Origin of the sequence: Streptomyces sp. NPDC102490, from assembly GCF_044765285.1 — a bacterium.
In the GTDB taxonomy this organism is placed as follows: Bacteria; Actinomycetota; Actinomycetes; order Streptomycetales; family Streptomycetaceae; genus Streptomyces.
Map to the genome: position 1 here is coordinate 212,486 of NZ_JBIWJU010000009.1, position 25,965 is coordinate 238,450.

22 protein-coding genes and 2 pseudogenes are annotated in these 25,965 nt (G+C 72.6%); 7 read left to right on the forward strand and 17 right to left on the reverse strand.

What is annotated here, in order from left to right; translation table 11 throughout:
- Window positions 1-33 precede the first annotated feature (33 nt).
- The 8 genes and pseudogenes from asnB to ACIRGB_RS22325 all read right to left on the reverse strand — a co-directional run.
- On the reverse strand, window positions 34-1,968 hold the full coding sequence (gene asnB, locus ACIRGB_RS22290; RefSeq protein WP_403867743.1) for an asparagine synthase (glutamine-hydrolyzing): 1,935 nt from the start codon (window positions 1,966-1,968) through the stop codon (window positions 34-36).
- A gap of 3 nt (window positions 1,969-1,971) precedes the next feature.
- Entirely contained in the window at window positions 1,972-3,501 is a 1,530-nt protein-coding gene (locus ACIRGB_RS22295; protein ID WP_403867745.1) for a Wzz/FepE/Etk N-terminal domain-containing protein, read from the reverse strand.
- Window positions 3,498-4,865 carry a Wzz/FepE/Etk N-terminal domain-containing protein gene (locus tag ACIRGB_RS22300; RefSeq protein ID WP_403867748.1) on the reverse strand — a complete coding sequence of 456 codons (1,368 nt, stop codon included), beginning with the start codon at window positions 4,863-4,865 and terminating at the stop codon, window positions 3,498-3,500. The genes ACIRGB_RS22295 and ACIRGB_RS22300 overlap by 4 nt, the downstream gene beginning before the upstream one ends.
- The gene (locus ACIRGB_RS22305; RefSeq protein WP_403867751.1) at window positions 4,862-6,121 is read right to left on the reverse strand and encodes a glycosyltransferase family 4 protein; all 1,260 of its coding nucleotides are present in this window, start codon (window positions 6,119-6,121) and stop codon (window positions 4,862-4,864) included. The genes ACIRGB_RS22300 and ACIRGB_RS22305 overlap by 4 nt, the downstream gene beginning before the upstream one ends.
- On the reverse strand, window positions 6,111-7,427 hold the full coding sequence (locus ACIRGB_RS22310; RefSeq protein ID WP_403867754.1) for a nucleotide sugar dehydrogenase: 1,317 nt from the start codon (window positions 7,425-7,427) through the stop codon (window positions 6,111-6,113). Before ACIRGB_RS22310 ends, ACIRGB_RS22305 begins: the two co-directional genes overlap by 11 nt.
- A 70-nt stretch (window positions 7,428-7,497) precedes the next feature.
- Complete coding sequence (locus ACIRGB_RS22315; protein WP_403867757.1) at window positions 7,498-8,976, reverse strand: sugar transferase; 1,479 nt, start codon at window positions 8,974-8,976, stop codon at window positions 7,498-7,500.
- A 334-nt stretch (window positions 8,977-9,310) separates the two neighbouring features.
- The gene (locus ACIRGB_RS22320) at window positions 9,311-10,426 is read right to left on the reverse strand and encodes a MerR family transcriptional regulator (RefSeq protein WP_403867760.1); all 1,116 of its coding nucleotides are present in this window, start codon (window positions 10,424-10,426) and stop codon (window positions 9,311-9,313) included.
- Window positions 10,427-10,558: 132 nt separating this feature from the next.
- A pseudogene (locus ACIRGB_RS22325) lies at window positions 10,559-10,816 on the reverse strand (hypothetical protein); the annotation flags it as partial.
- Window positions 10,817-10,905: 89 nt separating this feature from the next.
- On the opposite strand from ACIRGB_RS22325, the pseudogene ACIRGB_RS22330 reads away from it, so the two are divergent.
- Window positions 10,906-11,016 (forward strand): annotated as a pseudogene (locus tag ACIRGB_RS22330) (flavodoxin family protein); the annotation flags it as partial.
- 29 nt (window positions 11,017-11,045) lie between these two features.
- Here the strand turns inward: ACIRGB_RS22330 and ACIRGB_RS22335 are convergent.
- A complete protein-coding gene (locus ACIRGB_RS22335) occupies window positions 11,046-11,441 on the reverse strand; it encodes an ankyrin repeat domain-containing protein (protein ID WP_403867762.1) in 396 nt (131 codons plus the stop codon).
- A gap of 99 nt (window positions 11,442-11,540) precedes the next feature.
- Window positions 11,541-13,004: a catalase gene (locus tag ACIRGB_RS22340; protein ID WP_403867764.1), complete on the reverse strand. Its 1,464-nt coding sequence runs from the start codon at window positions 13,002-13,004 to the stop codon at window positions 11,541-11,543.
- A gap of 123 nt (window positions 13,005-13,127) precedes the next feature.
- Between ACIRGB_RS22340 and ACIRGB_RS22345 the strand changes: the two genes are divergently transcribed.
- The 3 genes from ACIRGB_RS22345 (at window position 13,128) to ACIRGB_RS22355 (ending at window position 14,315) form a co-directional block, all read left to right on the forward strand.
- On the forward strand, window positions 13,128-13,541 hold the full coding sequence (locus ACIRGB_RS22345; RefSeq protein WP_403867767.1) for a Fur family transcriptional regulator: 414 nt from the start codon (window positions 13,128-13,130) through the stop codon (window positions 13,539-13,541).
- Between the two features lie 117 nt (window positions 13,542-13,658).
- Window positions 13,659-13,781, forward strand: a complete 123-nt coding sequence (locus ACIRGB_RS22350; protein ID WP_403867770.1) for a hypothetical protein — start codon at window positions 13,659-13,661, stop codon at window positions 13,779-13,781.
- Complete coding sequence (locus ACIRGB_RS22355; RefSeq protein ID WP_403867773.1) at window positions 13,782-14,315, forward strand: hypothetical protein; 534 nt, start codon at window positions 13,782-13,784, stop codon at window positions 14,313-14,315.
- Between the two features lie 76 nt (window positions 14,316-14,391).
- On the opposite strand, the gene ACIRGB_RS22360 is transcribed toward ACIRGB_RS22355, so the two are convergent.
- Entirely contained in the window at window positions 14,392-15,081 is a 690-nt protein-coding gene (locus tag ACIRGB_RS22360; RefSeq protein ID WP_403867776.1) for a nitroreductase, read from the reverse strand.
- Between the two features lie 102 nt (window positions 15,082-15,183).
- On the opposite strand from ACIRGB_RS22360, the gene ACIRGB_RS22365 reads away from it, so the two are divergent.
- Window positions 15,184-15,774: a TetR/AcrR family transcriptional regulator gene (locus tag ACIRGB_RS22365; RefSeq protein ID WP_403867778.1), complete on the forward strand. Its 591-nt coding sequence runs from the start codon at window positions 15,184-15,186 to the stop codon at window positions 15,772-15,774.
- Between the two features lie 6 nt (window positions 15,775-15,780).
- Here ACIRGB_RS22365 and ACIRGB_RS22370 read toward each other — a convergent pair whose 3' ends face one another.
- Window positions 15,781-16,383, reverse strand: coding sequence for a helix-turn-helix domain-containing protein (locus ACIRGB_RS22370; protein WP_403867781.1), 603 nt, complete (start codon window positions 16,381-16,383; stop codon window positions 15,781-15,783).
- Between the two features lie 106 nt (window positions 16,384-16,489).
- Between ACIRGB_RS22370 and ACIRGB_RS22375 the strand changes: the two genes are divergently transcribed.
- Window positions 16,490-18,118 (forward strand): MFS transporter, encoded by a 1,629-nt coding sequence (locus ACIRGB_RS22375; protein ID WP_403867784.1) that lies wholly within the window; start codon window positions 16,490-16,492, stop codon window positions 18,116-18,118.
- A gap of 11 nt (window positions 18,119-18,129) precedes the next feature.
- On the opposite strand, the gene ACIRGB_RS22380 is transcribed toward ACIRGB_RS22375, so the two are convergent.
- The 3 genes from ACIRGB_RS22380 to ACIRGB_RS22390 form a co-directional block, all read right to left on the reverse strand.
- Entirely contained in the window at window positions 18,130-20,022 is a 1,893-nt protein-coding gene (locus ACIRGB_RS22380; protein ID WP_403867786.1) for an ABC transporter ATP-binding protein, read from the reverse strand.
- A 258-nt stretch (window positions 20,023-20,280) separates the two neighbouring features.
- Entirely contained in the window at window positions 20,281-20,709 is a 429-nt protein-coding gene (locus ACIRGB_RS22385) for a cold-shock protein (protein ID WP_403867789.1), read from the reverse strand.
- 61 nt (window positions 20,710-20,770) lie between these two features.
- Window positions 20,771-21,289: a diadenosine tetraphosphate hydrolase gene (locus ACIRGB_RS22390; RefSeq protein ID WP_403867792.1), complete on the reverse strand. Its 519-nt coding sequence runs from the start codon at window positions 21,287-21,289 to the stop codon at window positions 20,771-20,773.
- 40 nt (window positions 21,290-21,329) lie between these two features.
- Here ACIRGB_RS22390 and ACIRGB_RS22395 point away from each other — a divergent pair, with 40 nt between their 5' ends.
- Window positions 21,330-21,971 carry a hypothetical protein gene (locus tag ACIRGB_RS22395; protein ID WP_403867794.1) on the forward strand — a complete coding sequence of 214 codons (642 nt, stop codon included), beginning with the start codon at window positions 21,330-21,332 and terminating at the stop codon, window positions 21,969-21,971.
- Here the strand turns inward: ACIRGB_RS22395 and ACIRGB_RS22400 are convergent.
- Together ACIRGB_RS22400 and ACIRGB_RS22405 are read right to left on the reverse strand one after the other, a co-directional pair.
- The gene (locus ACIRGB_RS22400) at window positions 21,952-25,104 is read right to left on the reverse strand and encodes a discoidin domain-containing protein (RefSeq protein WP_403867797.1); all 3,153 of its coding nucleotides are present in this window, start codon (window positions 25,102-25,104) and stop codon (window positions 21,952-21,954) included. The two genes, ACIRGB_RS22395 and ACIRGB_RS22400, sit on opposite strands and share 20 nt — an antisense overlap.
- Before the next feature lie 97 nt (window positions 25,105-25,201).
- A complete protein-coding gene (locus ACIRGB_RS22405) occupies window positions 25,202-25,657 on the reverse strand; it encodes an SRPBCC family protein (protein WP_403867800.1) in 456 nt (151 codons plus the stop codon).
- Window positions 25,658-25,965: the final 308 nt, after the last annotated feature.

Below are 25,965 nucleotides of genomic sequence, written 5' to 3' on the forward strand. Positions count from 1 at the left end.
GTTGTCTCCGTGCCGGTCCGTGCGCCGGAGGTTCTACACCGTCGATGGAGGGTCCTGGTCGGCCCCCGAGGTCGCGCCGCGGTACCAGTACTCCAGGGTCAGCACGTGCCACAGGTGCTTGGAGTAGTCCCGCTGCCCGGCGGCGTCCTCGGCGACGAGCCGCCGCAGCGCGTCGCGCCGCAGGAAACCGGAGCGCACCAGCTCGCCGTCGTTCACCACCTCGCGCACCAGCGGCGCCAGATCCCGGCTCATCCAGGCCCGCAGCGGGGCGCTGAACAGGCCCTTGGGCCGGTACACGATCTCCCGGGGCAGGACCGACGTGGCCGCCTCCTTCAGGACGGCCTTGCCCTGCCGTCCGACGATCTTGCGGTCGCCGGGGACGGCGAACGCCGCCTTCACCACCTCGACGTCCACGTACGGCACCCGCACCTCGGTCGACGCGGCCATGCTGGAGCGGTCCGTGTAGGCGAGGTTCAGGCCCGGCAGGAACATCCGGGCGTCGCCCAGGCACATGCGGTTCACAAAGTCGTCGAGGTCGTTGTCCGCGTAGACGTCCGCGTGCTCGGTCAGCACGTCGTCGACCGTCCCCGCCAGGTCCGGGTCGATCAGGGCGAGCAGCTCCTGACGGTCGTACATCGTGTAGCTGCGCCGGAAGGCGGTCTCCTCCGGCAGGTCGGCGAAGGAGAGGAACCGCTTCGCGAAGCGCACCGACCGGTAGCCCCGGCGGCTCGTCGCGACCGGCAGCCGGTCCACGGCCGCGGACACCCCGCGCCGCAGCGGGCGCGGGACGCGCTGGTAGCGCAGCGCCAGCACGTTGGCCAGGTGCTTGCGGTAACCGGCGAACAGTTCGTCGGCGCCCATCCCCGAGAGCATCACCTTGACCCCGGCCTCCCGGGCGGCCGAGCAGATCAGGAAGGTGTTGATCGCGGCGGGGTCGCCGATCGGCTCGTCCAGGTGGTACGTCATCCGCGGCAGCAGGTCGAGCACGTCGGGGGCGATCTCGATCTCGTGCAGGTCCACGCCGAAGCGCTCGGCCACCTGCCGGGCGTAGCGCAGGTCGTCGGGCATCGCCTCGAACCTGGCGTCCTCGGCGCGGAACCCGATCGTGTAGGCGGAGATCCCGGGCCGCTCGCGGGCCGCCAGCGCGGTCAGATAGCTGGAGTCCAGCCCGCCGGAGAGGAACGTCGCCACCGGCACGTCGGAGAGCAGGTGGCGCCGGGTGGACTCCTCGACCACGGCGGCCAGGTCCGGCCGCTCGCCGCTCAGGGCACGCTCCCGGCCCTCGGCGGCGACGTCCTTCAGGTTCCAGAACCTGCCGCGCTCCACCCGGCCGTCGGGCCGGCACCGCAGCCAGCTCCCCGGCGGCAGCTTCTCCGCCTCGCGGAACGCGCAGCGCGAGTCCGGCACCCAGTAGTACAGCAGCGAGGCCACCAGCGCCGCGTGGTCCACCTCCAGCTTCCCGCCGGTCACGGCGGCCAGCGCCTTCAGCTCGGAGGCGAACACCAGACCCCCGCCGCGCCGGAGCAGGAACAGCGGCTTGATGCCGAGCTGGTCGCGGGCGAGCACCAGTTCACCGGTGCGCTCGTCGAACACCGCGAACGCGAACATGCCGCGCAGCCGGGCCAGGCAGTCGGTGCCCCAGCGCCGCCAGGCCTCCAGCACCACCTCGGTGTCGGAGGTACCGCGGAAGCGCACCCCGGCGGACTCCAGCTCACCGCGGAGTTCGGGTGCGTTGTACAGCTCGCCGTTGTACGTCAGGGCGAGACCGTCCGAGACCATCGGCTGGGCGCCGGTCCCGGACAGGTCGATGATGGCCAGCCGTCGGTGCCCGAGCTGCACCTCGCCGTCACCGGCGGGGTGAGCGTAGCGGCCCGCCCCGTCCGGACCGCGGTGGGCGAGGACGTCGGTGAGCCGGTCAGTCACGGCCTTGCCGGCCGGCCAGTGGTACGTGCCTGCGATGCCACACATGTGCTACCGCGCCTCCTGATCGCTGTCCGGGACCGTCGCGGCCGGCATCGACGGCCGTTCCGCGCGAAGCCTCCCCGTCCCGTTGTGCCGCCTCGGCCGTTCCTCGTGGCCGCGCGGCACGAGGCGCGGACCGTCCCACAGGGTGCCGTCGGTCCGGTCCCGCGGATCGGGGTCGATCAGGACCACCCCGGTCACCGCGATGCGCTGGTCCGCGAGCTGCCGCGCCACGGTGTGCAGCCAGGCGGCGCTGCCGTGCCCGGCCCGCACGACGAGCACCGTCCGGCTGCCGAGGTGACGCAGGTCGGTCCACGCGGTGCCGGGCGCCACCGAGCCGACGCCGAGCCGGCGTACGTGGTGCGGTTCGGCCGCGGCCCGCTCGCCGGTCAGCACGGTGGGGCCCCCGGACTTCGGGCGGGCGCCCGCGAGGTCCGTGCCGGGCAGCGCGTCGACGACAACGACGGGCCCGTCCGCCTCCAGTGCTCCGGCGACGTCCAGGGCGATCAGGCCGGTGCCGCGCGCACAGCCGAGTTCCAGCAGTGACACCGGTTCCGCGGAGCCGCGCACGATGCGGGCCAGGGTGGTGGTGAGCCGTTCGCGTGCCGCCCGGGTCCGCCGGCGCTGCCACGACCGGGCCGACCGGCGCGGCCGGTGACGCAGCTCCGCGAGGACCGAGGCGCCCAGGTTCGCGGCGATGTCCCGGCGCAGCACGGGGCGGTCCGCCACCACCGCGCCGACCGCGGCCAGCGCGAGCCCGAGCACGAGCCCGAGGGCCAGCCCGATCGCGGCGTCGGTGCCCACGGCCCTGGGCAGGGAGTGCCGCACCGCGTGCGGGGCGTCCACGATCTTCGTACCGGCGACGACCTCGGGCGTGCCGGTGAGGGCCTCCGCGGCCCGCTGGTCGAACTCGGCTATCCGCGAGTCGAGTTCGGCCCGGCGGGCGAAGAGCGACTCGATGCTCGCCGACGCGTTCGGTGTGTCGTCCGGTGAGCGGTCCCCGATCGACCTGTTGACCTCGGCGAGTTCCTTGCGCATGCGGTCACGCTGGTCCAGCAGGGACGCGGACTCGGCCTCGGCGGTCTCCCGCATCCGCCGCACGTGGTCCGCGACGAACGCCTCGGCCAGCGCCTTGGCCCGGGCCACCGCGTCCGCGTCGCTGTCGCCGGTCACGTCGATCCGCAGCAGGTTGTTGGTCAGCCCGGTGCCCCGGTAGTCCTGCATGAAGTCCTCCGGGTCCTCCCGGGAGCCGAGCGAGCGCAGGGCCGCGGCGGCGATCCGCGTGGTGTTCAGCAGCTCGACGTCGGTGCGGATCAGCGTTCCGGTGTCGTTCGGCTGGTCGTCCTTGTGCGCGACCAGCACCTTGGTCACCGCGGCCGGGCGGGGCGGCAGCAGGACCGCCACCGCCGCGCCGGCCAGCAGGCCCAGCAGGGCGAGGGAGGCCCACAGGCGCCGCCGCCTGCGCACCGCCACGACCAGTGCGTGCAGGTCCAGCAGCGGAGCGGAGGCGGACGACGGGGAAGCCGTACTCGTCGTCATGCGGCACCTCCCGTCGCGTTCTCGTGCACCGGAGCCGGCGCGCCGGCGTTCTCCGGAGGGCGGCCGGACGAGTCCGTGGGACGGGCCCGGACCTCGTCGGCGACGACGACGCCGACGACCTCGTGCCCGCCGTCCGCACACGCCTCGGCGACGCCGGCGAGTTCCTCCGCGGTGCGGCTGCCCGCGCCGAGCACGACCAGGACACCGGACTCGGTGTCGCGGTCCGGCACCATCGGCCGGGACACCGAGACCTCCACCACCCGCAGCAGCGGGCCGCCCCCGGCCTCGGCGGCGAGCCGCTCCGCGGCCCGCCGGGCGGTCTCGTCGTCGTCCGGTACGACGACCAGCAGCCGCCGGGCGGCCGGCAGCCGTTCCCGCAGGCGCGCGCACACCCTCCGGTAGCGGGTCCGCCGCCCGGCCTCGTCACCGGAGGACCGCGGGGCCGGCAGGTCCCACCGGACGTCGGTGCCCAGCAGCCGCCGCAGCCGGGCCCGCGCGCCGCGTGCCTTCGGCCGGTGGGCGCGCCGGTCACCGGGGACGTCGACGGTGCCCAGCAGCGTGGAGCGCAGCGCCGCGGCGACCTCGGCTTCGGAACGCAGCCGCCGGTTCACCCGCGCGGCGGCCAGATGACCGACGACGGCGAGCACGAAGAACAGCAGCGCGCCGCCGCCCACCAGCTGCGGCCTGGTCGGCGGAGCCTCGCCGGACGGCCGGGGCGCCGGCCCCATGACGACCAGGCCGGCCCTGTTGTTCGCCGGGTCGGCCTCCTCCAGCTTCTGCATGGCCTCCTGGAGCGTGGTGCGCAGCTTCTCCAGCTCGGTGCGGGCCTGCACGCTCTCCACGGTCTGCCCCGGATCGGCCGCGTTGGCCAGGTCGGTGATGCGCTGGTTGGTCCGCTTCACCTGCTCCCGCAGCGCCTCGGGCCCCGCCGCCTCGTCGGGATCGGTGCTGCCGCTCGCGATCCGTGCCGCGAACGTCACGAACTGCCGGGCCACTTCGTCGGAGAGCCGCTGCGCACGCTCCGGGGTCTCGGCCGTCCCGGAGATCTTGACGACGTTTCCGTCGGCGGTCTCGGCGCTCACCCGGTCGCGCAGCTCGCTGTCGCTGACGCCGCTCCAGGCGAGCGCCTCGCCCGCCCGGTCGACCACCGACGAACTGGTCGCGATCTCGACCTGGGTGACCAGCTCGCGCTCCTCCCACTGCCCCGGCAGCAGCACCGAGGCGGACGCCGTGTAGCGCGGCGGGAACAGCACCGAGGCGCCGTAGCCGACGAGTGCGCCCACCACGACGAGGACGGCGAGCAGCCGTCGCCGCCGACGGAGAATCCGCCCGACCGTGACCAGGCGTATCGTGTCATCGCTCAACGGCGCGGCCTTCTCCCTGCTGTGCGGCAGGCGGCGGCGTACGCGTCCAGCAGCGCCGTCTGCGAATTGCGCCAGGAGAGCTGCCCGTTGAGGCGCTCCTGGCCGATCTTGCCCATCCTGGCCCGCTCGTCCGGGTCGTCCAGCAACCGTGCGACGAGCCTCGCGAACGCGGCCTCGTCGTTGGCGGGGGCGTAGAGGGCGGCGTCACCGGCGGAGACGCGCGCCTCCCGGAGGTCGAACGAGACGATGGGGCGGCCCATCGCCATGTACTCCAGGACCTTGTTCATGGTGGACACGTCGTTGAGCGGATTGCGCGGGTCGGGGGAGAGGCACACGTCCGCCGTGGACAGGTAGCGCACCAGGTCGGCGTCCGGAATGCGCCCGGTGAACCGCACCTGCTCGTCGAGCCCCAGCGACCGGGACAGCTCCACCATCGCGTCGAAGGCGTCACCGGAGCCGACGAACACCGCGTGCCAGTCGGTCCGCCCGACCTCGTCGCGCAGTTTCGCCAGGGCCCGCAGGGCGTAGTCGACGCCGTCCTGGGGGCCCATGACGCCGAGGTAGCACAGCAGATGGGGCTTGCCCCGCTTCAAGTCCGGTTCGGCCGGCACCGGTTGGAAGCGGTCGGTCGCGGGCGCGCTGCGCACCACGAAGACGTCGTCCGGGCGCCGGCCGCCGCGGCGTATCGCGACGTCCTTGTAGCTCTCGTTCGTGGCGAGCACGATGTCCGCGGCCCGGTAGGTCATCCGTTCCAGGGCGCACACGGCGCGGTAGAGCAGGTCCTTGCCGCGGCCGAACCGGGAGAGGTACAGCTCGGGTATCAGGTCGTGCTGGTCGAAGACGAACCGCGCGCCGCGCCGCTTGAGCCACAGGGCCGGCAGGAACAGCAGGTCGGGCGGGTTGCAGGCGTGGACCACGTGGACCGGGCCGACCCTGCGGGCCAGCCGGAAGGTGTGCCAGAGCGCCGCCCCGTACTCCCGCAGGTAGCCGGCCGGTCCTCCGGTGGCCGCGCGCAACGGGTAGCGGTGGATGCGCACGCCGTCGACGACCGCTTCCCGTTCCGTGTCCCGCTTGGCGCCCCGGGGACAGATGACGTGCACGTCCCAGCCCGCGTCGCGCAGGGTGGTGCACTCCTGCCACACCCGCCGGTCGAAGGGCACCGACAGGTTCTCCACCAGGATCAGCGCGCGCCGTCCCGGCCGGTCGCCGGTGCCGCCGCCGAGCGGCGTGGCACCGGGCGTCGGGTCACCAAGCAAGGCCCACGTACCCCGGTTCGGTCCGGCGCGTGTCGGCGTCGGGAAGGTGGACGAGGTCGATCAGCGCCGGTTCCCCGCCGTGCGGGAGTGCCGCCAGCACGGCCGGGTCCCTGGTCCCGACCAGGCACACCTCGGCGTGTTCGAGGACCTCGTCGACGGAGTCCGCGAGCAGCTGGGCGAGGTGCGGCAGCCGGGTCTCGACGTACTCGCGGTTCGCGCCGAGCAGCCGGGACAGGCTCACGTTGGCGTCGTGGATCTTCAGGTCGTAGCCCTTGCCGAAGAGCCGCTCCGCCAGTTCGACGAGCGGGCTCTCCCGGAGGTCGTCGGTGCCGGGCTTGAAGGACAGCCCGAACAGCCCGACCCGGCGCTTCCCGGCGCGCTCCACCAGCTCCACCGCGCGCTCCAGGTGCGCGGAGTTGGAGGGCAGCACGTGGGCCAGGATGGGCACCGACACGTCGGCCCGCTGCGCCGCGTGGACCAGGCTGCGCAGGTCCTTGGGCAGGCAGGAGCCGCCGAAGGCGAAGCCGGGCCGCAGGTAGGCGGGGCTGATGTTCAGCTTGCGGTCGGCCAGGAAGACGTCCATCACCTGGTGCGAGTCCACCCCGAGCGCCCGGCACACCGCGCCCAGCTCGTTCGCGAAGCCGATCTTGAGGCCGTGGAAGGCGTTGTCCGCGTACTTGATCGCCTCGGCCGTGGCGACCGGCACCCGGAACACCTCGCCGGGCAGGCTGTCGTACAGGGCCAGCACCGCGTCGCCGCTGGCCGGGTCGAGTTCACCGATGACGGTCTTGGGCGGGTCGAAGAAGTCCCGCACGCTTGTGCCCTCGCGCAGGAACTCCGGGTTGACCGCGACCCCGAAGTCCACCCCGGCGGTGCCGCCGACGTACTTCTCCAGGATCGGCACCAGCAGGTTCGCGCAGGTGCCCGGGAGCATGGTGCTGCGGAACACCACGGTGTGCCGCCCGCCCCGCTCGGCGAGCGCGGCGCCGATCTCCTCGGTGACCCGCTCCAAGTACGTCGTGCACAGGCTGCCGTTGGGCTCCGACGGGGTGCCCACACAGACCAGGGACATCTCGCTCTCCCTGATCGCCTCGCGGACGTCACCGGTGGCGCGCAGCGCTCCGGTGCCCACGACCTCGGCGATCAGTTCGCCGATCCGCTCCTCGACCACCGGGGCCTTGCCGTCGTTGACCAGGTCGACCTTCACCTGGTTCACATCCACCCCGATGACCTCGTGCCCCATGCCGGCCAGGCACGCGGCCGACACGCAGCCCACGTAGCCGAGGCCGAAAACGCTCACCCTCATGACCCGTTCCTCCCCCCAGGCAGACCTCGACGGCCTGCGATCCGCGCGCCGGCCCGGCGGCCCCCGCGCATCAGTACGCCCCCTGTCCATGGAGCACGGCGCGCAGCGTCTTCCACAAGATCACTGTGTCCAGCGCGAGCGACCAGTCCTCCACGTACCGCAGGTCCAGCCGGACCGCTTCCTCCCACGGCAGATCGCTGCGTCCGCTGATCTGCCACAGGCCGGTGAGCCCGGGCTTGACCAGCAGCCGTCTTCGGATGTCCGGGCCGTACGCCGCGGACTCCTCCGGCAGCGGGGGCCGCGGGCCGACGAGCGACATCGATCCGGTGAGCACGTTGAACAGCTGCGGCAGTTCGTCGATCGAGTACCGGCGCAGCACCGCCCCGACCCGGGTCACCCGCGGGTCCCGGCGGAGCTTGAACAGCAGGCCCGCGCCCTCGTTGCGGTCGGCCAGCGCGGCGCGCGCCCGGTGGGCCCCGGCGACCATGGTGCGGAACTTGAGAATGGTGAACTCGCGGCCGTCCTTGCCGACCCTGCGCTGGCGGTAGAACGCCCCGCCCCGGCTGTCCACCATGACGAGCAGGGCGACGAACACCATCAGGGGAGCGAACAGCGTCAGCAGGATCGCCGCGCCCAGCCGGTCGACCACGGCCTTCACGGCCCGGCGGCCCCCGGTGAAGGTCGGCATGCTGACCCGCAGCAGCGGAATCCCGAGCACTGCGTCGACGTGCAGCCGCGGACCGGCCACCTCCATCAGCACCGGCGCCACGATCATCTCGGCTTCGCTGCCCTCCAGGTTCCAGGCCAGCCGTTGCAGCCGGTGCGGTGACCAGTGCGGGTCCGGGGTGACCGCGACCACCCGGTAGCCGTCGCGGCGGACGTGGTGGGCGACGTCCTCCAGCGGGCCGACGACCGGCACTCCGTCCAGTTGGTCGTCCTCGAGTCCGGGGCCGAGCGTCGTGCAGACCGCGTCCACGCGCCAGCCGAGGTGCGGGAACCGCCGGGTCCGGGCGATCAGATCGCGCACGGTGGCCGGGCTGCCGGCGGCGAGCACCGGTCTCAGACAGCGTCCTTCCTTGCGCTGCCGGTGCAGCCGGACGCGCAGCGCGTAACGCGCGATCATGGTGACGACCGCGATCGCGGGAACGGCGACGAATATCCAGAGCTTGATGTTGCGCGAGGTGAGGGCGATTCCGCCGAGCGCCAGCACGACGGTCGCCATGAACAGTGAGCGTCCGAGCCGCCGGAACTCCTCGGCGCCCTGGCCGAGCACGGCCGGTGACCACGACCGGCTCACCGCGAGCGCGCCCAGCACCAGCAGCCAGGTGCCGAACGCGAGAATTCCCCATTTCTCGTGCCAGTTGGCCGCGTCCCGGACGCCGAAGAAATTGCCGATGCCCGCCACCACTAAGGCGGTGGTCACGGTATCGCTGGTGATCACGGTACGGCGGTAGCGCTGCTCCCAGTCGCTCGCCGGCCGGCTGGTTGCCCCGTCCGCCAACTGCCCGCGGGCAGACGGAAACGGGCTGACCAATCCCCCTTGCCGCACAGAACCCCCCAGGTTCCCAGTGGTTCGACGTAGTCGCCTAGCACTGTGCTTCCCCCTCGGGAGACCCCCGCCTCCCGCGCCGCGCTGTTCCTCCCCACGGACGGCCCCCCGGCCTGTCCGTTATCGGTCGCCTCGTGCCTGAACAGCTGAAGCACGGTCAATCTAGACCATCGGGGCCACCGTGTAGAGGGGATGTGTGTAATTCGTGCTCAAGCTTTGGGAGTTGATCAACCAACCGGTGAAAGCCCGGGGGCGTCTTCCCGCCACCGCGTGCTCCGCGCCGTCGGGTCCCACCGTGATTCCGGCGCCGCCCGGGCGTTCGCGGACCGCCGGTTCAGGCCACGAGCAGCCGGAGGCCGAGCTCCGCGGCGTCGAGATCCAGGAGGTCGCGGTTGCGCTCGGTCCAGCGGCCCGAGGAGAGGTCGTCGCGGAGCCGGGCCACCGCCCGCCGTTCGGCTTGTGGCCCGACTCGGGTCCACGCGGAGACCGCGCGGCGCACGTGTTCCTCCAGGTACGCCTCCGGCCGGCGCCAGTAGGCCTCCAGGAAGCCGTCGGCGCAGTCCCAGGGGATGAGCACCGGCTCCATGCGGGCCCCGATCGCGCGGGCCAGCTCGTCCACCGGGGGCCGGCCCGCGACCAGGTCCGCGACCTCGGGCAGGTAGTCGCGGGTCAGCCAGAACCGGTGCCGCCAGCCGGTGTCGCTGGCGTCGTGCGTGAACACCACCACGCGACGGGCGACGCGGCGCATCTCCCGCAGCCCGGCGATCGGGTCGTGCCAGTGGTGCACGGTGCTGAAGGCCATCGCGGCGTCGAAGGACCGGTCCTCGAACGGCAGGCTCTCCGCGGCGGCGGCCACGCACCGCGCCGCGTCGGCGGGACGCTGCGCCCGCATGACCGCCGACGGTTCCACCGCGGTCACCTCGCGGTCCGGGGGTTCGTAGGAGCCGGTGCCGGCGCCCACGTTCAGCACCGTCCGGGCGTCGCCGAGCGCCTCCCAGACCTTCGCGGCGATCCGCGGTTCGGTGCGCCGCGTCGCCGGGTAGTCGCCCCCGATCGACTCGTACAACTTCGCGCCGAACACCTTCAGTTGGTCCTCCGGCGTCGTTCTGATACCCATCGCCCGTGCCTCCAGTTCGCTGTCGATGGCCGTCACCATGGAGGCGGCGCGGTCGCGCCGTTCCACCAGCAGGCCGCGCAGCCGGTGCAGGTGCGCGACCGCGTCGGTGGCCGGGTCGTCGACCAGGTCCGCGATGTCGCGCAGCTTGAAACCGAGCCGCCGGTAGGCCAGCACCTCCCGCAGCCGCTCCACGTCGTCCGCCGAATAGGCGCGGTAACCGGCCGCGGTCCGCGCGGACGGCCGCACGAGCCCGATCTCGTCGTAGTGATGCAGCGTGCGGACGCTCACGTCGGCCAGCTCGGCCACGCGCCCCACGGTCAGGTGTTCCTCCACGTCACCAACGATGCGGCATCACGCCGCGTGAGGGTCAAGCGCTGCGCTCCCGGCACCGTGTCGGTCGGCACCACCGAACGTGCCCAGCAGACGCAGCCCGCCCTCAGCGGACAGGACCGGCAGTTCCCTGCCCGGCCCGCCGGGGTACTTCCCGGCCGCCAAGCGCAGGTGTCCGACCGCGTCGAGGGTGGGCGTCTCCCCGTCGGCGTACAGGCCGCGCGGCGACCGGTCGTAGAGGAGGCCGGTGAGGCGGTGGCCCGCGGCCACGCCCAGCCGGTGGTCTTCGCGGCGCAGCCCCGCGGCGCGGCGACGGCTGTCGGCGGAGATGCCGACGGAGGAGGGGCCGACCCGCGAGCGCCGGGTGCACAGGAGGCCCGCGAGATCGTCCATGGCCCCAGTATGGCTGCGGCGCCGGGGTCCGACGGAAGCGGCGCCCCTGAACGACGCGGCCGCCGAGGCGGAGCGTCGGCGATGACAGACCTCGTCGGTTCCGGCGGCAGAACTCCGGTGACTACGAGATCCCGCCCCTGCGGCTGAGGCAGGGCCTCGAAGCGCCGGGCCGCAAAGGCTTCGGCCTGTACGTACGGGGCCGGGGCCGGCCGTTCGGGTCGGGCCGGCGTCAGCTCGCGAGGAGGTGGTCGCGGCCGAACATGGCCGCGGCGGCCCGTGCGGTCGGCGTACCGGAGTCCAGGTCGGCACCGGCCCGGAGCAGTACGGTCACCACGTCGTCGGCACCCTTGAACAGGGCACCGGCGATAGGGGACTGGTCCCTGTCGTTGCGGAGGTCCGGGTCGCCGCCGTGCCGGATCAGGGCCGCCACGGTGTCGGCGTGACCGTGGTACGCGGCGAGCATGAGGAGGGTGTTGCCCGCCGGATCGCGTACGTCCACCGGCAGCCCGTGTGCCACGAACTCCAGCAGCTGCTCGGTGCCGCCCTCCCGGGCCAGGTCCATCGCGATGGCCACGACGCGCTCCGTCTGCTCGGGCGTCAGACCACCGTTGTTGCTCATGTCCATGATGTCTCCGTGGCGGTACGCCCGCGCCGGCGCGGGCACCTCAGGGGTGCCCGCGCCGGCGCGGTGCGTGTGTACCGCTCGTTCTTCCGGCCGGCCGGGTCAGCGGTTGCCGGCGGCCAGGGCCTCGATCGCCTTGCGGACGCCCTGACCGTAGGCCGGGTCGGCCTGCGTGCAGTTGGCGATGTGCCGCTCGATCGTCTGCTCCGAGGCGCCGTCGATCGCGCGTGCCGTGTTCTCGAAGAGCACCTGCTGCTGCTCCGGGCTCATCAGCCGGAACAGGTTGCCGGGCTGCTCGAAGTAGTTGTCGTCGTCCTCACGGAAGTTGAACCGGTCGGCGACGGCGCCCACGGCCTGGCTGGGCTCGCGGTAGGCCGGCTGCTCCCGCCAGCGCCCGTAGGAGTTGGGCTCGATGCCCGGGGTGGCTCCCTGGTTGCCGTCGACGCGCATGGCACCGTCGCGGTGGAAGGAGTTCACCGGGCTCTTCGGGGCGTTGACCGGGATCTGGTGGTGGTTGACACCGAGGCGGTAGCGCTGGGCGTCGCCGTAGGAGAAGAGCCGGCCCTGGAGCATCCGGTCGGGGGAGAAGCTGATGCCCGGGACCACGTTGGCCGGGCTGAAGGCGGCCTGCTCGACGTCCGCGAAGTAGTTGTCGGGGTTGCGGTTGAGCTCCCACTCGCCGACCTCGATCAGCGGGTAGTCCTTCTTCGACCAGACCTTGGTGAGGTCGAACGGGTGGAAGCGGTAGTTCTCGGCGTCGGCCTCCGGCATGACCTGGATGAACAGCTTCCACTTCGGGAAGTCGCCGTTCTCGATCGCGTCGAAGAGATCGCGCTGGTGGGACTCGCGGTCCTTGCCGACGAGGGCCTCGGCCTCGGCGTCGGTGAGGTTCTTGATGCCCTGCTGGGTGCGGTGGTGGAACTTGACCCAGAACCGCTCGCCGTCGGCGTTGATCAGGCTGTAGGTGTGCGAGCCGAACCCGTGCATGTGCCGGTAGGAGGCCGGGATGCCGCGCTCCGACATCACGATCGTGACCTGGTGCAGGGCCTCGGGGAGGTTGGTCCAGAAGTCCCAGTTGTTCTCGGGGTTGCGCAGGTTGGTGCGCGGGTCGCGCTTCACCGCGTGGTTGAGGTCCGGGAACTTCAGCGGGTCACGGAAGAAGAAGACGGGGGTGTTGTTGCCGACCAGGTCCCAGTTGCCCTCCTCCGTGTAGAACTTCACGGCGAAGCCGCGGATGTCCCGCTCGGCGTCGGCGGCACCGCGCTCACCGGCCACCGTGGAGAACCGGGTGAACAGCGGGGTCTGCTTGCCGATCTCGGAGAAGATCTTGGCGCTCGTGTACCGCGTGATGTCGTGGGTCACCGTGAAGGTGCCGAACGCGCCCGAGCCCTTGGCGTGCATCCGGCGCTCCGGGATCACCTCGCGGTCGAAGTGGGCGAGCTTCTCCAGGAACCACACATCCTGCAGCAGCATCGGACCGCGCGGGCCGGACGTCAGCGAGTTCTGGTTGTCGGGAACCGGTGCACCGGCAACCGTGGTCAGCGGCTTCTGGTTGTTCTCAGGCAAGGCTTGCTCCTCGGTGTGGTTCTTCGCGGACACCACCCTACCTTGGACAGGATCTAAAGCAAGGTGCCATCCAGAGCCATATCCGCTCTCGAGTTGATGCCGGACCCTGCTAGGGTGCTGCGCATGAGTGATCTCCTGGGGCGGCTTCGCGAAGGCGGCTGGCGCCTGACCGCGCAGCGACGCGTGGTCGCCGAGGTCCTCGACGGAGACCACGTGCACCTGACCGCCGACGAGGTCCACTCCCGCGCGGCGGAGCGACTGCCCGAGATCTCCCGGGCGACCGTGTACAACACGCTGCGTGAACTGGTGCACCGGGGTGAAGTCCTCGAGGTGTCGACCGATGGCCGCGCCAAGCGCTACGACCCCAACGCGCACCGCCCCCACCACCACCTGCTCTGTGCGCGCTGCGGCTCGATCCGCGACGTGCACCCGACGGGCGACCCCCTCTCGGACCTCCCGGCCTCCCAGTCCTTCGGCTTCACCGTCTCGGAGGTCGAAGTGACCTACCGCGGCATCTGCCCGGACTGCGCCGCCTGACGCCGTCGGCGCTCCGGTCCGCCCTCATCCCTTCGGGGGGTTCGAAGCGCCGCCTTCCGCGCGTACCGGCACAGTGGTTCCTGGACCACACGGACCCGGAAGGAAGCGAGGCACGCCGTGCAGATCGCGGTCATCGGCTTCTGGACCAAGGCCGCGGATGTGCGCGCGGCGGCGGAGGGTGACGTCCGCACCGGCATGGACGTCAACCCGGCCCCCAGACACGCCGGCCGGCCGTCCTGAATGGCCGAGCGCGCCGACCAGGGCCCGGCCGGGGGCGCTGCGCCGCGAGGACTGCTGCGGCGCCGGCCGGAGGGGTGGCTGTTCAAGGGAATCTACGGCCTGGTGCTGGCCAGCGCGTTGGTGGCCGCGCTGGACGTCCCGGGCGGGGAGGCCGATCCTGGCCAGGACGCGCTGTGGGTCCTGCTCACGGCACTGACGTCGGGCGCCGCCCACGGCTACGCGCACGTCATCGCCCAGCGCGCGGCCGGCGGTGGGCGGGCGGGACCGGGTCGAGTGCGCGCGGTGATCGCCGAGTGGCCGCTGGCCGCCGCCGTGCTGCCGACCGTGGCGATGCTGCTCGCCGCGGCGGCCGGGTGGTGGGCGGAGGACGCGGCCGCCGACACGGCCCTCGTGCTGAACACGGTCCTGCTCTTCGCCCTGGGCGCCTCGGCGGCCCGCGCCGCCGGGCTCGGCCGGCTGTCCTCGTGCCGCGCGGGACTCCTGGACATGCTGATCGGCCTGGTGATCATCGCCGCGGACGCACTGATCGAGTAGCTGATCGAGTAGCGGGGCGGGCGTGCCCCGCCCGCACGACGCCGGCCCGGTGCGCGGCGGCCGGACGCGCCACGGCTCAGCCGTGGAAGGCCGCGACCTCGTCGAGCGCGGCCCGCCCGGCCGTGACCCGGTTCACCGCGGCGGTCTCGTCGGCGTAGCCGAAGGAGACGCCCACGAGCAGCCGCCCCTCGTCGACGCCGAGTTCGGCGCGGACCGTGTCGGCGTAGAAGCTCAGCAGCCCCTGCGGGCAGCTCGCCACGCCGTAGGCGGTCATCGCCAGGAGGAGGGTCTGGAGATAGGCGCCGACGTCCGAGGCCAGCCGGGGTCCGCCGTCCCCGGCGACGAACAGGAACGCGGCGTGCGGTGCGCCGTAGAAGCGCAGGCTCTCCGCGTTGTAGGCCGCCCGCGACGCCTGGTCGTCCGGAGCGATGCCCAGCGCTCCGTACAGTCCGGCGCCGAACGCCGACCGGCGTGCCTGCTGCACCTCGGAGTACATGTCCTCGGAGTACGGGAAGTCGACCGAGGTGCGGTTCGCGGCGTGAGCCGCCTGCAAGGCGTCCGCCAGTCGCTCGCGCGTGGCGCCGCTCGCCACCTCCACCCGCCACGGCTGGGCGTTGGAGTTGGACGGTGCGGCGCCCGCCAGCGAGAAGATCGCCCGCATCGTCTCCTCGGGCACGGGGTCCGGACGGAACGCGCGGGTCGCGTGCCGGCCGCGTATCAGCTTCTCCGCGGCGCCACTCAGTTCGGTGGGGATCGGCAGGCTCATGGATTCCTCCTCGACGGCGGTCTCAGGTAAACGCAACCGTTTACATCGAGGACCCTACCAGCCCTTTCCGGGTAGAAGTAAACGCGGTCGTATACTCACTCCATGAGCGCGACCATGACATCCCCGGCACGTGGGCGCGGCGGGCGGGAACGCATCCTGACGGCCGCCGCCCACCTCTTCGCGACCCAGGGGATCAACGCGACCGGCATGGAACAGATCGCGGAAGCGGCCCCCGTGTCCAAGCGCACCCTCTACGCGCACTTCCGGACCAAGGGCGACTTGGTGATCGCGCACCTGGAGGACCTCGTCTCCTCGGGCGCCACTCTCGAAGGCGTGCTGACCCGCGACGACATTCCACCGAGGGAGCGGATCCTCGGGCTGTTCGACCTGCCCGCGCCCGACGGGACTCCGGTGCGCGGATGCCCGTTCATCGATGCCGCGGCCGAGTTCCCCGACCCGGGCAGCACGGTCCACTCCTACGCCCGCGAACAGAAACTGCGGATGGTGCGGCTGGTCACGGCGCTGGTGACGGAGCTGGGCTGCGAGCGGCCTGCCGTCCTCGCCGAGCAGCTGGTCACCCTCGCGGACGGGGCGGCCAGCCGTGCCATGGTGCTGGGGGAAGCCGACTACGGCCGACACGCACGGGCCGCGGCGGAGACCCTCCTCGCGCACGCCCTGCCCGCCGGGGCCTGACGCCCGTCACTCACCCGTCTCCCGGGCGCCGAGGCCGCCGCCCTCGCGCTGGTGGCCGCGGCGGGCGTCGCGGTCGAAGATGCCCAGGATCTCGCAGGGTCCGCCCGCGGTGCCGATCGCGTGCGGCAGCATCGTGGGGAACTCGGCGGCCTGGTGGGTCTCGACGCGGAAGCGGCGGTGGCCGAGCATGAGGACAGCGGTGCCGGACAGGACCACGAGCCACTCGCGTCCCGGGTGGGCGCGCATGCGCGCCGGATTCTCCGGCGGCGGCTGGGTCATGCGCTGACGCACCACGGTCATGCCGGGATCACCCTTCACGACCCAGCGCATCAGACCGTGGGCGTTGTCGATCATCGGACTGGTGATCACGTCGTCGTCGGCGGACTCTACGAGCTGGTCCAACGTGGTGTCCAGGGCGCGGGCGAGGGTGACCAGCTGGTCCAGGGCGAGGCGGCGCCGGCCGTTCTCGATACGGCTCAGCGAGGACTGGCTGAGGTTGGCGCGCCCGGCCAGCTCCTCCAGGGACCAGCCCTGCGCGACCCGCAGGGCGCGGATGCGCTTGCGCACCAGGCTGTCCAGATCACCGTCTTCTTGCGTCATGGGCAACATCGTATGCCCTGGACGCATAGCAGGCTTAGCTTCGGACGCAGTCGAGCCGCGCTCCCCGACACCTCCACGCCCCGTCGGGCCGACGGCTGCCCTGCGAAAGGAACCCATGAGCACCAGCCCACCCGTACAGGCCGCCGCAGCCGGCGGCGGGAACACCCCCGACGCGCGTCAGCTGCGCACGATCCTGATCGCCGTCTCGGTCGCCCTGATGGCCGTCATCGCCTCGGTGTCCGGTCTGAACGTCGCGCAGACCCACATGGCCGTCGAGTTCGGCGCCTCCCAGAACACCGTCCTGTGGATCATCAACAGCTACACGCTCGCCCTGGCCGCGCTGCTGCTCCCGCTCGGCGCCGTCGGCGACCGGCTGGGCCGCAAGCCCATGCTCGTCGCCGGGCTGGGCGTCTTCGGTGCCGCGAGTGTCCTCGCGGGACTGGCCCCGTCGGCCGAGGTCATGCTGGCCGCCCGGGTGGCCGGAGGTGTGGGCGCCGCGATGATCATGCCCGTCACCCTCGCCGTGATCACCTCCACCTTCCCCGAGGAGCAGCGCGGCAAGGCGATCGGCGTATGGACCGGTGTCGCCGGAGGCGGCGGCATCCTGGGCATGTTCCTCTCCGCCCTCCTCGTCGACGTCGCCGACTGGCGTCTGCTGTTCGTCCTCCCGGTGGTCCTGGTCCTCGTGGCCCTGGCCATGGCCCTGAAGTCGGTCCCCGACTCCCGCGAGACCCCGGCCCACCGGTTCGACACGGCCGGAGCGCTGATCTCCACCGTCGCCGTGACCGGCCTCGTCTTCGTCCTCCAGGAAGGCCCCGAACGCGGCTGGACCGCCCCGGTGACGCTGACCGGCCTCGCCGTCGGCAGCACCGCCGCCGTCGGCTTCGTCGCCTGGGAACTGCACCGTCGCGACGCGGCACTGCTGGACGTGCGCCTGTTCCGTGAGCGCGGTCTGGCAGGTGGGTCGATCACGCTCCTGGTGGTCTTCGGCGTCCAGGCCGGCATCGCCGTGGTCCTCTTCCCGTACTTCCAGGCGGTGCTCGGCTGGTCCGGCCTGCTCTCCACGGTGGCGTTGATGCCGATGGCCGTCATGATGATGGCGGCCTCCGGTCTGGCCCCCGGGCTCGCCGTACGCCTCGGCGCCCGCGCGACCATGGCCGCGGGCATCGCCCTGGCCGGGGTGGGCCTGGCGCTCATGGCCCTGTTCGTCTCCGTGGACGACGGATACCTGGCCATCCTGCCCGGCATGCTGGCCATGGGCATCGGCATGGGCCTGTCGATGACCCCCTCCACGGAGGCCATCACCGGCTCGCTGCCCCACGGGAAGCAGGGCGTCGCGTCCGCGCTCAACGACGTCACCCGCGAGTTCGGCACCGCACTCGGCGTCGCCCTGCTCGGGGCGTTGCTCGCCAACGGCTACCGCGGTGCCATCGACGGACGGCTGGACGGCATCCCCCAGGGGCCCGCGGAGGCCGCCCGGGAGGGCGTGGCCAACGCCGTCGAGGCCGCGGCCGGCGCCGGCCCGCACGGCCCGGACCTGCTGCACGCCGCCCAGCAGTCCTTCGTCGACGGCTGGCAGCAGGCCATGTGGGCAGGCGTCGCCGTCATGGGCGTGCTGTTCGTCCACGTCGCGTTCCGCGGGCCGGGGAGAACGGTCCCCGCGAACACGGACGCGGACGCGGACCCGGACACGGACGCGGACGCGGACGGGCCGGAGACCGCCGAGGCCCTCACGACCCCGTGACCACGGGCGGGTCAGCGGTCCTGGGAGAGTTCGAGGAGTTCGGCGAAGGTGCCACCGGCGTGGACGAGGTCGTCGTAGCGGCCCTGCTCGGTGATCCGGCCGTGCTCCATGACGATGATGTGATCCGCGATCTTCGTGTTCTCCAGGCGGTGGGTGACCACGATGGTGATGCGCTCGCCGGCGATCGCCTTGATCCGCTCGAAGATCTGGTGCTCACCGCGCGGGTCCATCTGCGACGTCGGCTCGTCGAGGATGAGCAGCCCCGGGCGGCGGTACAGCGCCCTGGCGCACGCCACGCGCTGCCACTGGCCGCCCGAGAGCTCGGTGCCCCCGAAGACGTCACGGGAGAGCAGGGTGTCCAGGCCCGCCGGGAGGCTGTCGACGGCTTCGCGCAGACCGACCGCCTCCACGGCCTCCCACACCGGCGTGTCGTCGTCGCTGCGGGGCTGGCCGAGGGTGACGTTCTCGCGGACCGGCATCGGCCACTGGGCGAAGATCTGCGGCACCAGACCGATGTGCGCCCACACGCTTGCGGGGTCCACGTCGGCGAGGTCGGTGCCGTTCCAGGTGACCCGTCCCTTGTCCGGCAGGTAGACGCCGGTCAGCAGACGGGTCAGGGTGGACTTGCCCGAGCCGTTCGCCCCGACGATCGCGAGGATCTGACCGCGCTCCAGCGTGAGGGAGACGCCGTCGACGGCGGGCTTGTCCTTGCCCGGGTACTGGTAGACGACCTCCTCCAGCCGGACCCGCTCGGTCGGCGCACGGTGTCTGCCGGGTCCGCGCCGTGGGACGCGGGCCGCGGCGTCGTCGAGGAAGGCCTGCATGTCGCTCAGGTAGAGGCTGGTGTGGAAGACGGCGGCCCCGTTGACGACGACTTGGGAGAGTGCGGCGAGCGTGGTCTGCACGGCGATGACAGCCGTGGCCGCGACCGCGAGTTCGATCCGGCCCGAGACCGCCAGCCAGGCGAGGGCTCCCCAGGTCGCGACGAGGAACACGCCGCCGGCCACGGCGGAGATCAGCGCGATCCGCAGGGTACGCGGCGCGGCGGCCAGGGTGCGCCGGTCGCACCGGTCGGACAGGGACCGGTACCAGTGGACGAGGTAGTCGGTCATCGAGTTGGCGCGGACCTCGTCGCCGTACTTCGACGTGGTCGCCCACCAGCGCATCATGCCGCGCACGTTGCGGTCGGCGATGTTGGCGTAGTGGACCTCGTAGTCGACCCGGGCGGTGAGGACCGCACCCACACCGGCCGGCAGCACGGCGAGCAGGAGCAGCGGCAGCATCAGCGGGTTGAGCGCCGACAGCACGCCGCCGGCCGTGACCATCCGGATCAGCGCGGACAGGAACCGCTGGGCGTCGGTGACCATCACCTGGGTGCGGATCACCCCCATCTCGGCGGCCTCGTGCCGGTCCGAGAAGCCCTCCTGCGCGTACGCGGACGCTTCCACCCGGCACACCGCCTCGACCAGGGCGCTGTCCGTCTCCGTGGTCAGCCGCGGGGTGATCCGCCGCTCGGCGTAGGTGGCCACCGCCGCCGCGCCGCGGCCCAGCGCGGCGGCGAGCGCCACCACCGACAGCGCGGGCAGCGCGCCGTGCAGACGGTCGGCGGCGGAGCCGTCGCCGAGCACGGGCTTCATGGCCCGGGCGGTGGCGGTCAGCAGCACGGCGGCGGAGACACCGGTGATCACCTGGCAACCGAGCAGCAGCTGCACGGCCCGCCGGTCGGTCCGCCACGACAGCCGTGCGATCCGGCCCAGGACGGCCGGGATCTGCGCGCACATCCGCCGGAAGGAGACCTCGGCGAGTGGATTGACGGCATACCGCCCGCGGTAGGTGATCTCCGCCGGTGGTGGCGGTGGCGGCGGTGTGGGGGGCTGCTTTCCGTTCGCGGCGGTCGAGGTCAATGGGTCCCCCTTGACGGTCGTTGAGCGTAGTCGTGAAGCTCAACGACCGGACCGGCGTATCGAACACATGTGTTTCGGTCGCGCTCAGGGCCCCGAAGTACGGCGCGTGTCGGTTCGTGCCGGATGCACGGACCCGTACGGGACAACAGGGGTGCGGAGCGGGCACGTTGGCCGAATCGCCGACAACGGGGGGAGTGATCGTGAGCCGACCGCGCGATGCCCGAGCGGGAAGGACGCGGAGGGCAGGGGACGGCGGGCTCAGTCCTCGATCCAGCCGTGGCCCTCGCTGAACTTCAGGAGCGCGCCGCGGATGGTGAGGATCTGCTCCGCGGTCAACTGCGGACTCGCGGTCAGCAGCAGTTCCGTCACGTCACGCCGGTACTCGTCGGAGCTCAGTACGTCGCACAGCGGCTGCCCGTTCTCGTCGGACATCACGGCCCTGGGCGCGGCCTCCTGATGGCGGCGAGCGGGCTTGAGCCGCTCTCCCTCGGGGAGCCGGATGCCCGACGCCTTGAGCCCTCGCTCACCGGTCTCCACCTCGAACTCCACCACCAGACCGGCACGCACGTACTCCTCGGGGATGAGCAGATCGTTCACGTGCAGGAAGATGTCCTCGCCGCCGTCCTCCGGCGTGATGAACCCATAACCCCGCGTACTGTCGAAACGCACCACACGACCCGCGACCATGCGGACCCCCAACCTCTGAAAACCACACGGCTCCGGGGCCCTTCCCCGGAACGTGTGCATGCTATCCGGTGCCATCCGGTCGCCCCGTAGCGGTGCCGTCGGCGGGGTCCGCGACGACCCGGTCCAGTTCGTCGCCGATGGCCTCGCGCAGCGCGTCGTGCCGAGGGCCCAGCCTGAACTGTTCCTCGCTCCACCGCTCACGCGGATAGAGCCACACCGGAAGAGCCACCACCTCCGCCGGCTCCCACGCGTACCGCGGCCAGACATGCGCGTGCAGGAACGGATCCGTGTTCCCCAGGATCTCCAGGTTGACCCGGCGGAAGGCGGGGTCCAGCCGTCGGCAGGCGCGCTCGACGGCCTCCCCGAGCCGGTCCATGTCCGACAGGAACGACAGCCGCCTGGCCCTCGGCAGGTCCGACAACCGCTGCACACCCGGCTCGTCCACGAGCAGCACCGAGTAGCCCGGCAGGAACTGGACATCCCCGATCACCGCGAACCCGGCCGTCAACCGGCGCAGCACGGTGGGGTTCTCGCCCCTGAGCGCGGTACCGATCCGATCCGTCCGCCAGTCACCCGTCATCGCCTCAACCTACAGCGGCCGGGCGGTGTTGGATGGGCGCATGAACGAGACGACGGCGGCCCTGCGCCTGCGGCGGGCGATCACCCGGACCCGGCAGGCGACGCGCGACCGCGCCCCCGCCGGATGCCGGCCGGAGGAGGCCGACGGCGTGCGGGGCACCTTCGCCACGGACGGGGCACTCGGCTTCGACCCCTTTCCCTTCCTCCGGGCGCTGCACGACGCCGGATCGCACGCGGTGGTCATCGGACAGGTCGCCGGCATCATGCACGGCTCCACCGAACTGACCGGGGACCTGGACCTGTTGTGGGACGGCACCCCTGACGAGGCGCGTGCCCTGCGTGCCGCCCTCGCCGCCTGCGGCTGCACCGAACTGCCGGATCTCGAGCGCGAGCAGACCGGGTATCGGGTCACCGACGCCTGCGGAGACCTGTGCACCCCCGCCCTCCGCTGGGGCGACCTCGATGTGACCCCCTGCCTGCCCCGGGCCGAGGCCACGCGCGACCCGGAAGGCTTCACCGTCCGCTACGCCGCACTCGACGACCTGATCCGGATGCGGCGGGCCCTCGGTCGCCCGAAGGACCACCGTCGCGCGGACGAACTCGCACACCTGCGGCGGATGGACCGCACTCCCGCTGAACGTCCACCCGCCGAAGGCGGCGGCATCAGCCCACGGAGAGCCTGACCAGCCCGTCGTGCGGATGCGGCGTGCCCTGCACCGTCACCGCGACGTACCGGGCCGAGCCCGCACGGGTGAGCCGGCGGACGCGTCCGCGGCCGTCCAGGGTCCCGGCACGCTGATAGCGCACCCCGTCGGTGCTGAACTCCACGCGGGCCGCCGGAGCCGATCCGGTCCTCCACTGCGCCTCCACCCAGCGCACCTCGGTGGGCGCCCCGAGGTCGACCACCATGCGGCCGTCCCGGCCGGGCTGCCACGCCGTGTCCGGGTCGCCGTCCACGGCGGCGTCCGGACGGGACATCCCCGACGGCAGCGGGCTCGTCGGGAACGTCGTACGACCCAGGGCGTGGTCGTGGTGCGGGAAGGGCTGTGCACCACGCAGCGTCACCCGGGTCTCGCGCCCGCCCCGCACGACGGCGTCGGTGCTGCGGCCCTGCCCCTCGATCCGCAGCCGGCAGTCCGCGCCGGACAGGAGCAGGGTCGCCCCGTCGGTCACCCGGACCCGCAGCCCGGACGGCAGGCTCCGGCCGGACAGCGCGGTGAGGACGAAACGCGGCGCGAGCAGCGAAGCCGAGGCCGCGTCCAGCCGCGCACGGTAGTCGACGCCCTCCCCGGTCACCGTCTGCTCGCCCTCGTAGACCTCTCGGCGTCCGCCCCGCTGCGGCACCACGACCCGCGTCTCCACCTCGTCCGCCGACAGGTTGAACAGGCTCAGGTACCCGTCCACCCGCGCCGCGCGGACCCGGCCGTCGTCGGCGGCGGGCGTGGCGCTCCCCGCCAGCCCGCGCAGCTCGTCGGCGGACACACCGCAGTGCCCCTCGATCACGACCGGTTCCCGCGCCCCCTCGGCCGGGACGATCGTGTCGCCGTACACGGCCAGCGTCTGTTCGTCCCCGCCGCGTACGACCAGCCCGGCACGGCCGTCGACGTCGAGCCAGCCGCCTCGGCTGCGCAGCGACGGGGCCGGGCCGGTCGCCAGGTCGGTCCACCGCTCGCCGTCGGACGAACCCTGGACCCGGTACGAGCGACCGGCGGCCGCCTCCCAGCGCAGGGTGACCCGGTCCAGCGCACGCTCGGCGCCGAGATCCACCGCCCACCAGCTGTCCGCGCGCTTCCGGTCCTCGCGGGAGACCGCCCAGCGGGTCCGGGCGTCGCCGTCCACCGCCAGCCCCGGCCCCATGCCGGCCGACTGCGAGGACGCCGTCGCCGTGCCGCCTCGCGCGAGGTCGGCGCCCTCGGCACCGTCCCGCACCTCGACCGCGTACAGCGAGTACCCGTACGTCGGGTCGGGCTGAACGCCCAGCATGCGCAGGTGCCGCACCGTCGTCCGGGCGAAGGTCAGTTCGTCGACCCGCCCCGCCGCCGAGTCCGTGGCGTCCTGCGCGCGGACCGTGGCCGAACCCTCCGCGAACCGGTAGGTGCGGCTGCCGTCCAGGCCCGCCACACCGGGCATCGTGAGGTTGTGGACATCGAGCCGCGAACCGCCCGCGACCGGCCCGTCGGGCGCGTAGACGACCGCGCCCGTGGGAAGTGTCGCGTACCCGGCGAAACTCTCGCCCAGGCGCAGCACCGTGGCGCTGCCGTCGAAGCCGTCCCGCAGCGCGGTGTGCACGCGCACCGTCCTGCCGGTGACCTCGGCGGCGGTCGAGGGCAGGAACATCGGGGTGTCGCCGCCGAGCCGGAACAGCCAGTCGTCGTGCGCGGGTTGCCAGGCGAACTTCACGAAGCCGGGCTTCGTCACCGCACCGGCCCAGGCGGCGGGGGACTGGTGGGACACCAGACCGGGGCCGGTCCCGAAATCGGTGACCCCCGACGCGTGCGCGAACAACTCCTCGCGCGACAGGGGACGCACCCGCGGCCCCGCGTCCGGCCACACGTGCAGCAGATAGCTGATGGCGAGTTCCGCGCGCGCCTCGGGCTCGTACTTCGGCTCACCCGAGAACTTCGCCAGCCGGTACTCCGGCGGATACGCCTGGTAGGCCTCGAGCCGCGAGGCCAGCTCCGTCTCCGCGCGGGCCGCCGCCCGGTCTCCCACGACCCGGGAGAGGAACGCCAGCGGTATGACGTCCCTGCCGTACAGGTGCTCGCGGTCGTCCACCATCGGCATCAGCGGCTCGCCCGCGTCCGACATGACGCCCAGCAGCGTCCGCCACAGCGGCTCCGCGTTGGGCTGCCTGGTCAGCACCTCGGGCATAGGCCGGCCGGCCGCCAGGAAGTGGGCCGCGTTACGTCCCGAGGTGCGCCACATCTCCTCCTGGTAGTGCGGCCCGAACGAGCCGTGGTTCTCGACGATGAAGGTGTCGTACGTGTTGTGCGCGGTGTTGCGCGAGACCGGGACCCCGTCCACCCGTGCCGGATTGGCCAGGTCGGCGGGCGGCAGGCCGCCCTCGTTGCGCGACCAGGTGCCGTAGTCGGTCGCCCACTCGGAGTGGCGCCGATCGTCCGGTGCCCAGGCCAGCGCCGGAGCGAGGGTCTGCGCGTAGAGGCCCATCTCCTCCAGCTTGGTGTCGCCGACGTACCCGCCCTTGAGCCCGTTCGGCGTCCAGTCCCCGGAGGCCGGGTCGTCGCCCGTGCCCAATGAGTGCGTGTACGCCGCCTGTTCGCGGGTGATGGTGTCCACCGCGGAGCGGGTGGCGGCGTCGAGCTCGTCCCACAGCAGGTGCGCCGCGAGAATGAAGTACGACTGGAAAGTGGTGTCGAAGAACAGCGTGCGGCCCCATTGGGTGCCGCCCGTGAGCCGGTTGGAGGCGGCGAAGTGGCGCAGGGTCGCCAGAGTGCGGCGTCTGAGCGTCTCCCGGTCGATGCCGGCCGCGTCCTCGTCGAAGGTCCCGTGCGTCAGCAGCACGGCGTGCCCGAGGACGACGGCGAAGCCGAAGTACCGGTCGGTGTATGCGCCCTTGGCCTCGTCCCACTGGGTCTCGGACCAGCGGGTGTGCCGCAGGAGCACGCGGTGGTAGGTGGCGGCGACGTCGTCGGGTGGGTCAACGGCCCGCACAGGGCTGGAGGATGAGGAGGACGCGGAGGTGGAGGCGGCGGCCGAAGGGGACCCCAGCGCCGGTTGGAGGGCGGCCGCGGCGCCGGTCGCGCCGAGGAGCCGCAGCAGGAGTCTGCGGTCGAGAGGGACGGATATGGGGCCCATGATGGTCCTCTTCACCAGACGACAACGTTGTCAACCGGGTCATCCTCGAACGACCCGGAGCGGCGTGTCAATGGGCGCGGACCAGGCGGGTCGACGCTCAGTTCCGCTGGAGCGAGCGGTCGTGTTCCCGGACGGCGATCCTGGCCAGCTTGGTCAGCATCATGCCGTTGCGGACCTCGACGAGGTAGTCCACGGGCAGTCCGTGCATCCGGATGCCGGGCCCCCGCAACGCGTGCCAGTCCAGCACGAAGAGGGTGGCGTCGCCCCAGGGCATCAGCTTCATCGCGATGCGGGCGGCGCCGAACGGCTCGGCCTTCGCCTCCAGTTCCAGACGGCGCTCGGGTTCGCAGACGCGGACGACACAGGTGTCGTCGAGGACCAGCGGGCCCACACCGACCCTGACGCGCAGCCTGGCGCCCACCTGCGGCCAGTGCGGGTCCGCGGCGAGGATCCGCTGGGTGCCGGTCACCCACTCCCCGTAGCGGTGTCCGTCGGCCAGCAGGCTCCAGACCTCGGACGGGCTGCTCAGGATCAGGCGGCGGTTCCGGGCCAATCCGACCACGCTCCCTCAGGACGACGGAGCCTCGACACTAGCCCGGTGATCCGGCCGCCCCGGGGAACGCGCCGGGACATGGGTCCGTCCGGAGGAGCGGTCCTCCGCCCCGGCGAACCGTCGCGCGTGGTCGCGATGCCGCGCCGGCGCCGACGATCCCCTCAGTTCTCCTCGGGCCATTCGGCGTCCGGGCGCCGGGCGGCCGTGGCGACGACGCGGGCTCCACCAGGTCGAGCCCGGCCAAGAAAGGCGGCGAACTCCTGCGGTCGCTCAGGGTCAGCCAGCTGCCCGGAGGCAGCGCCGCGAGC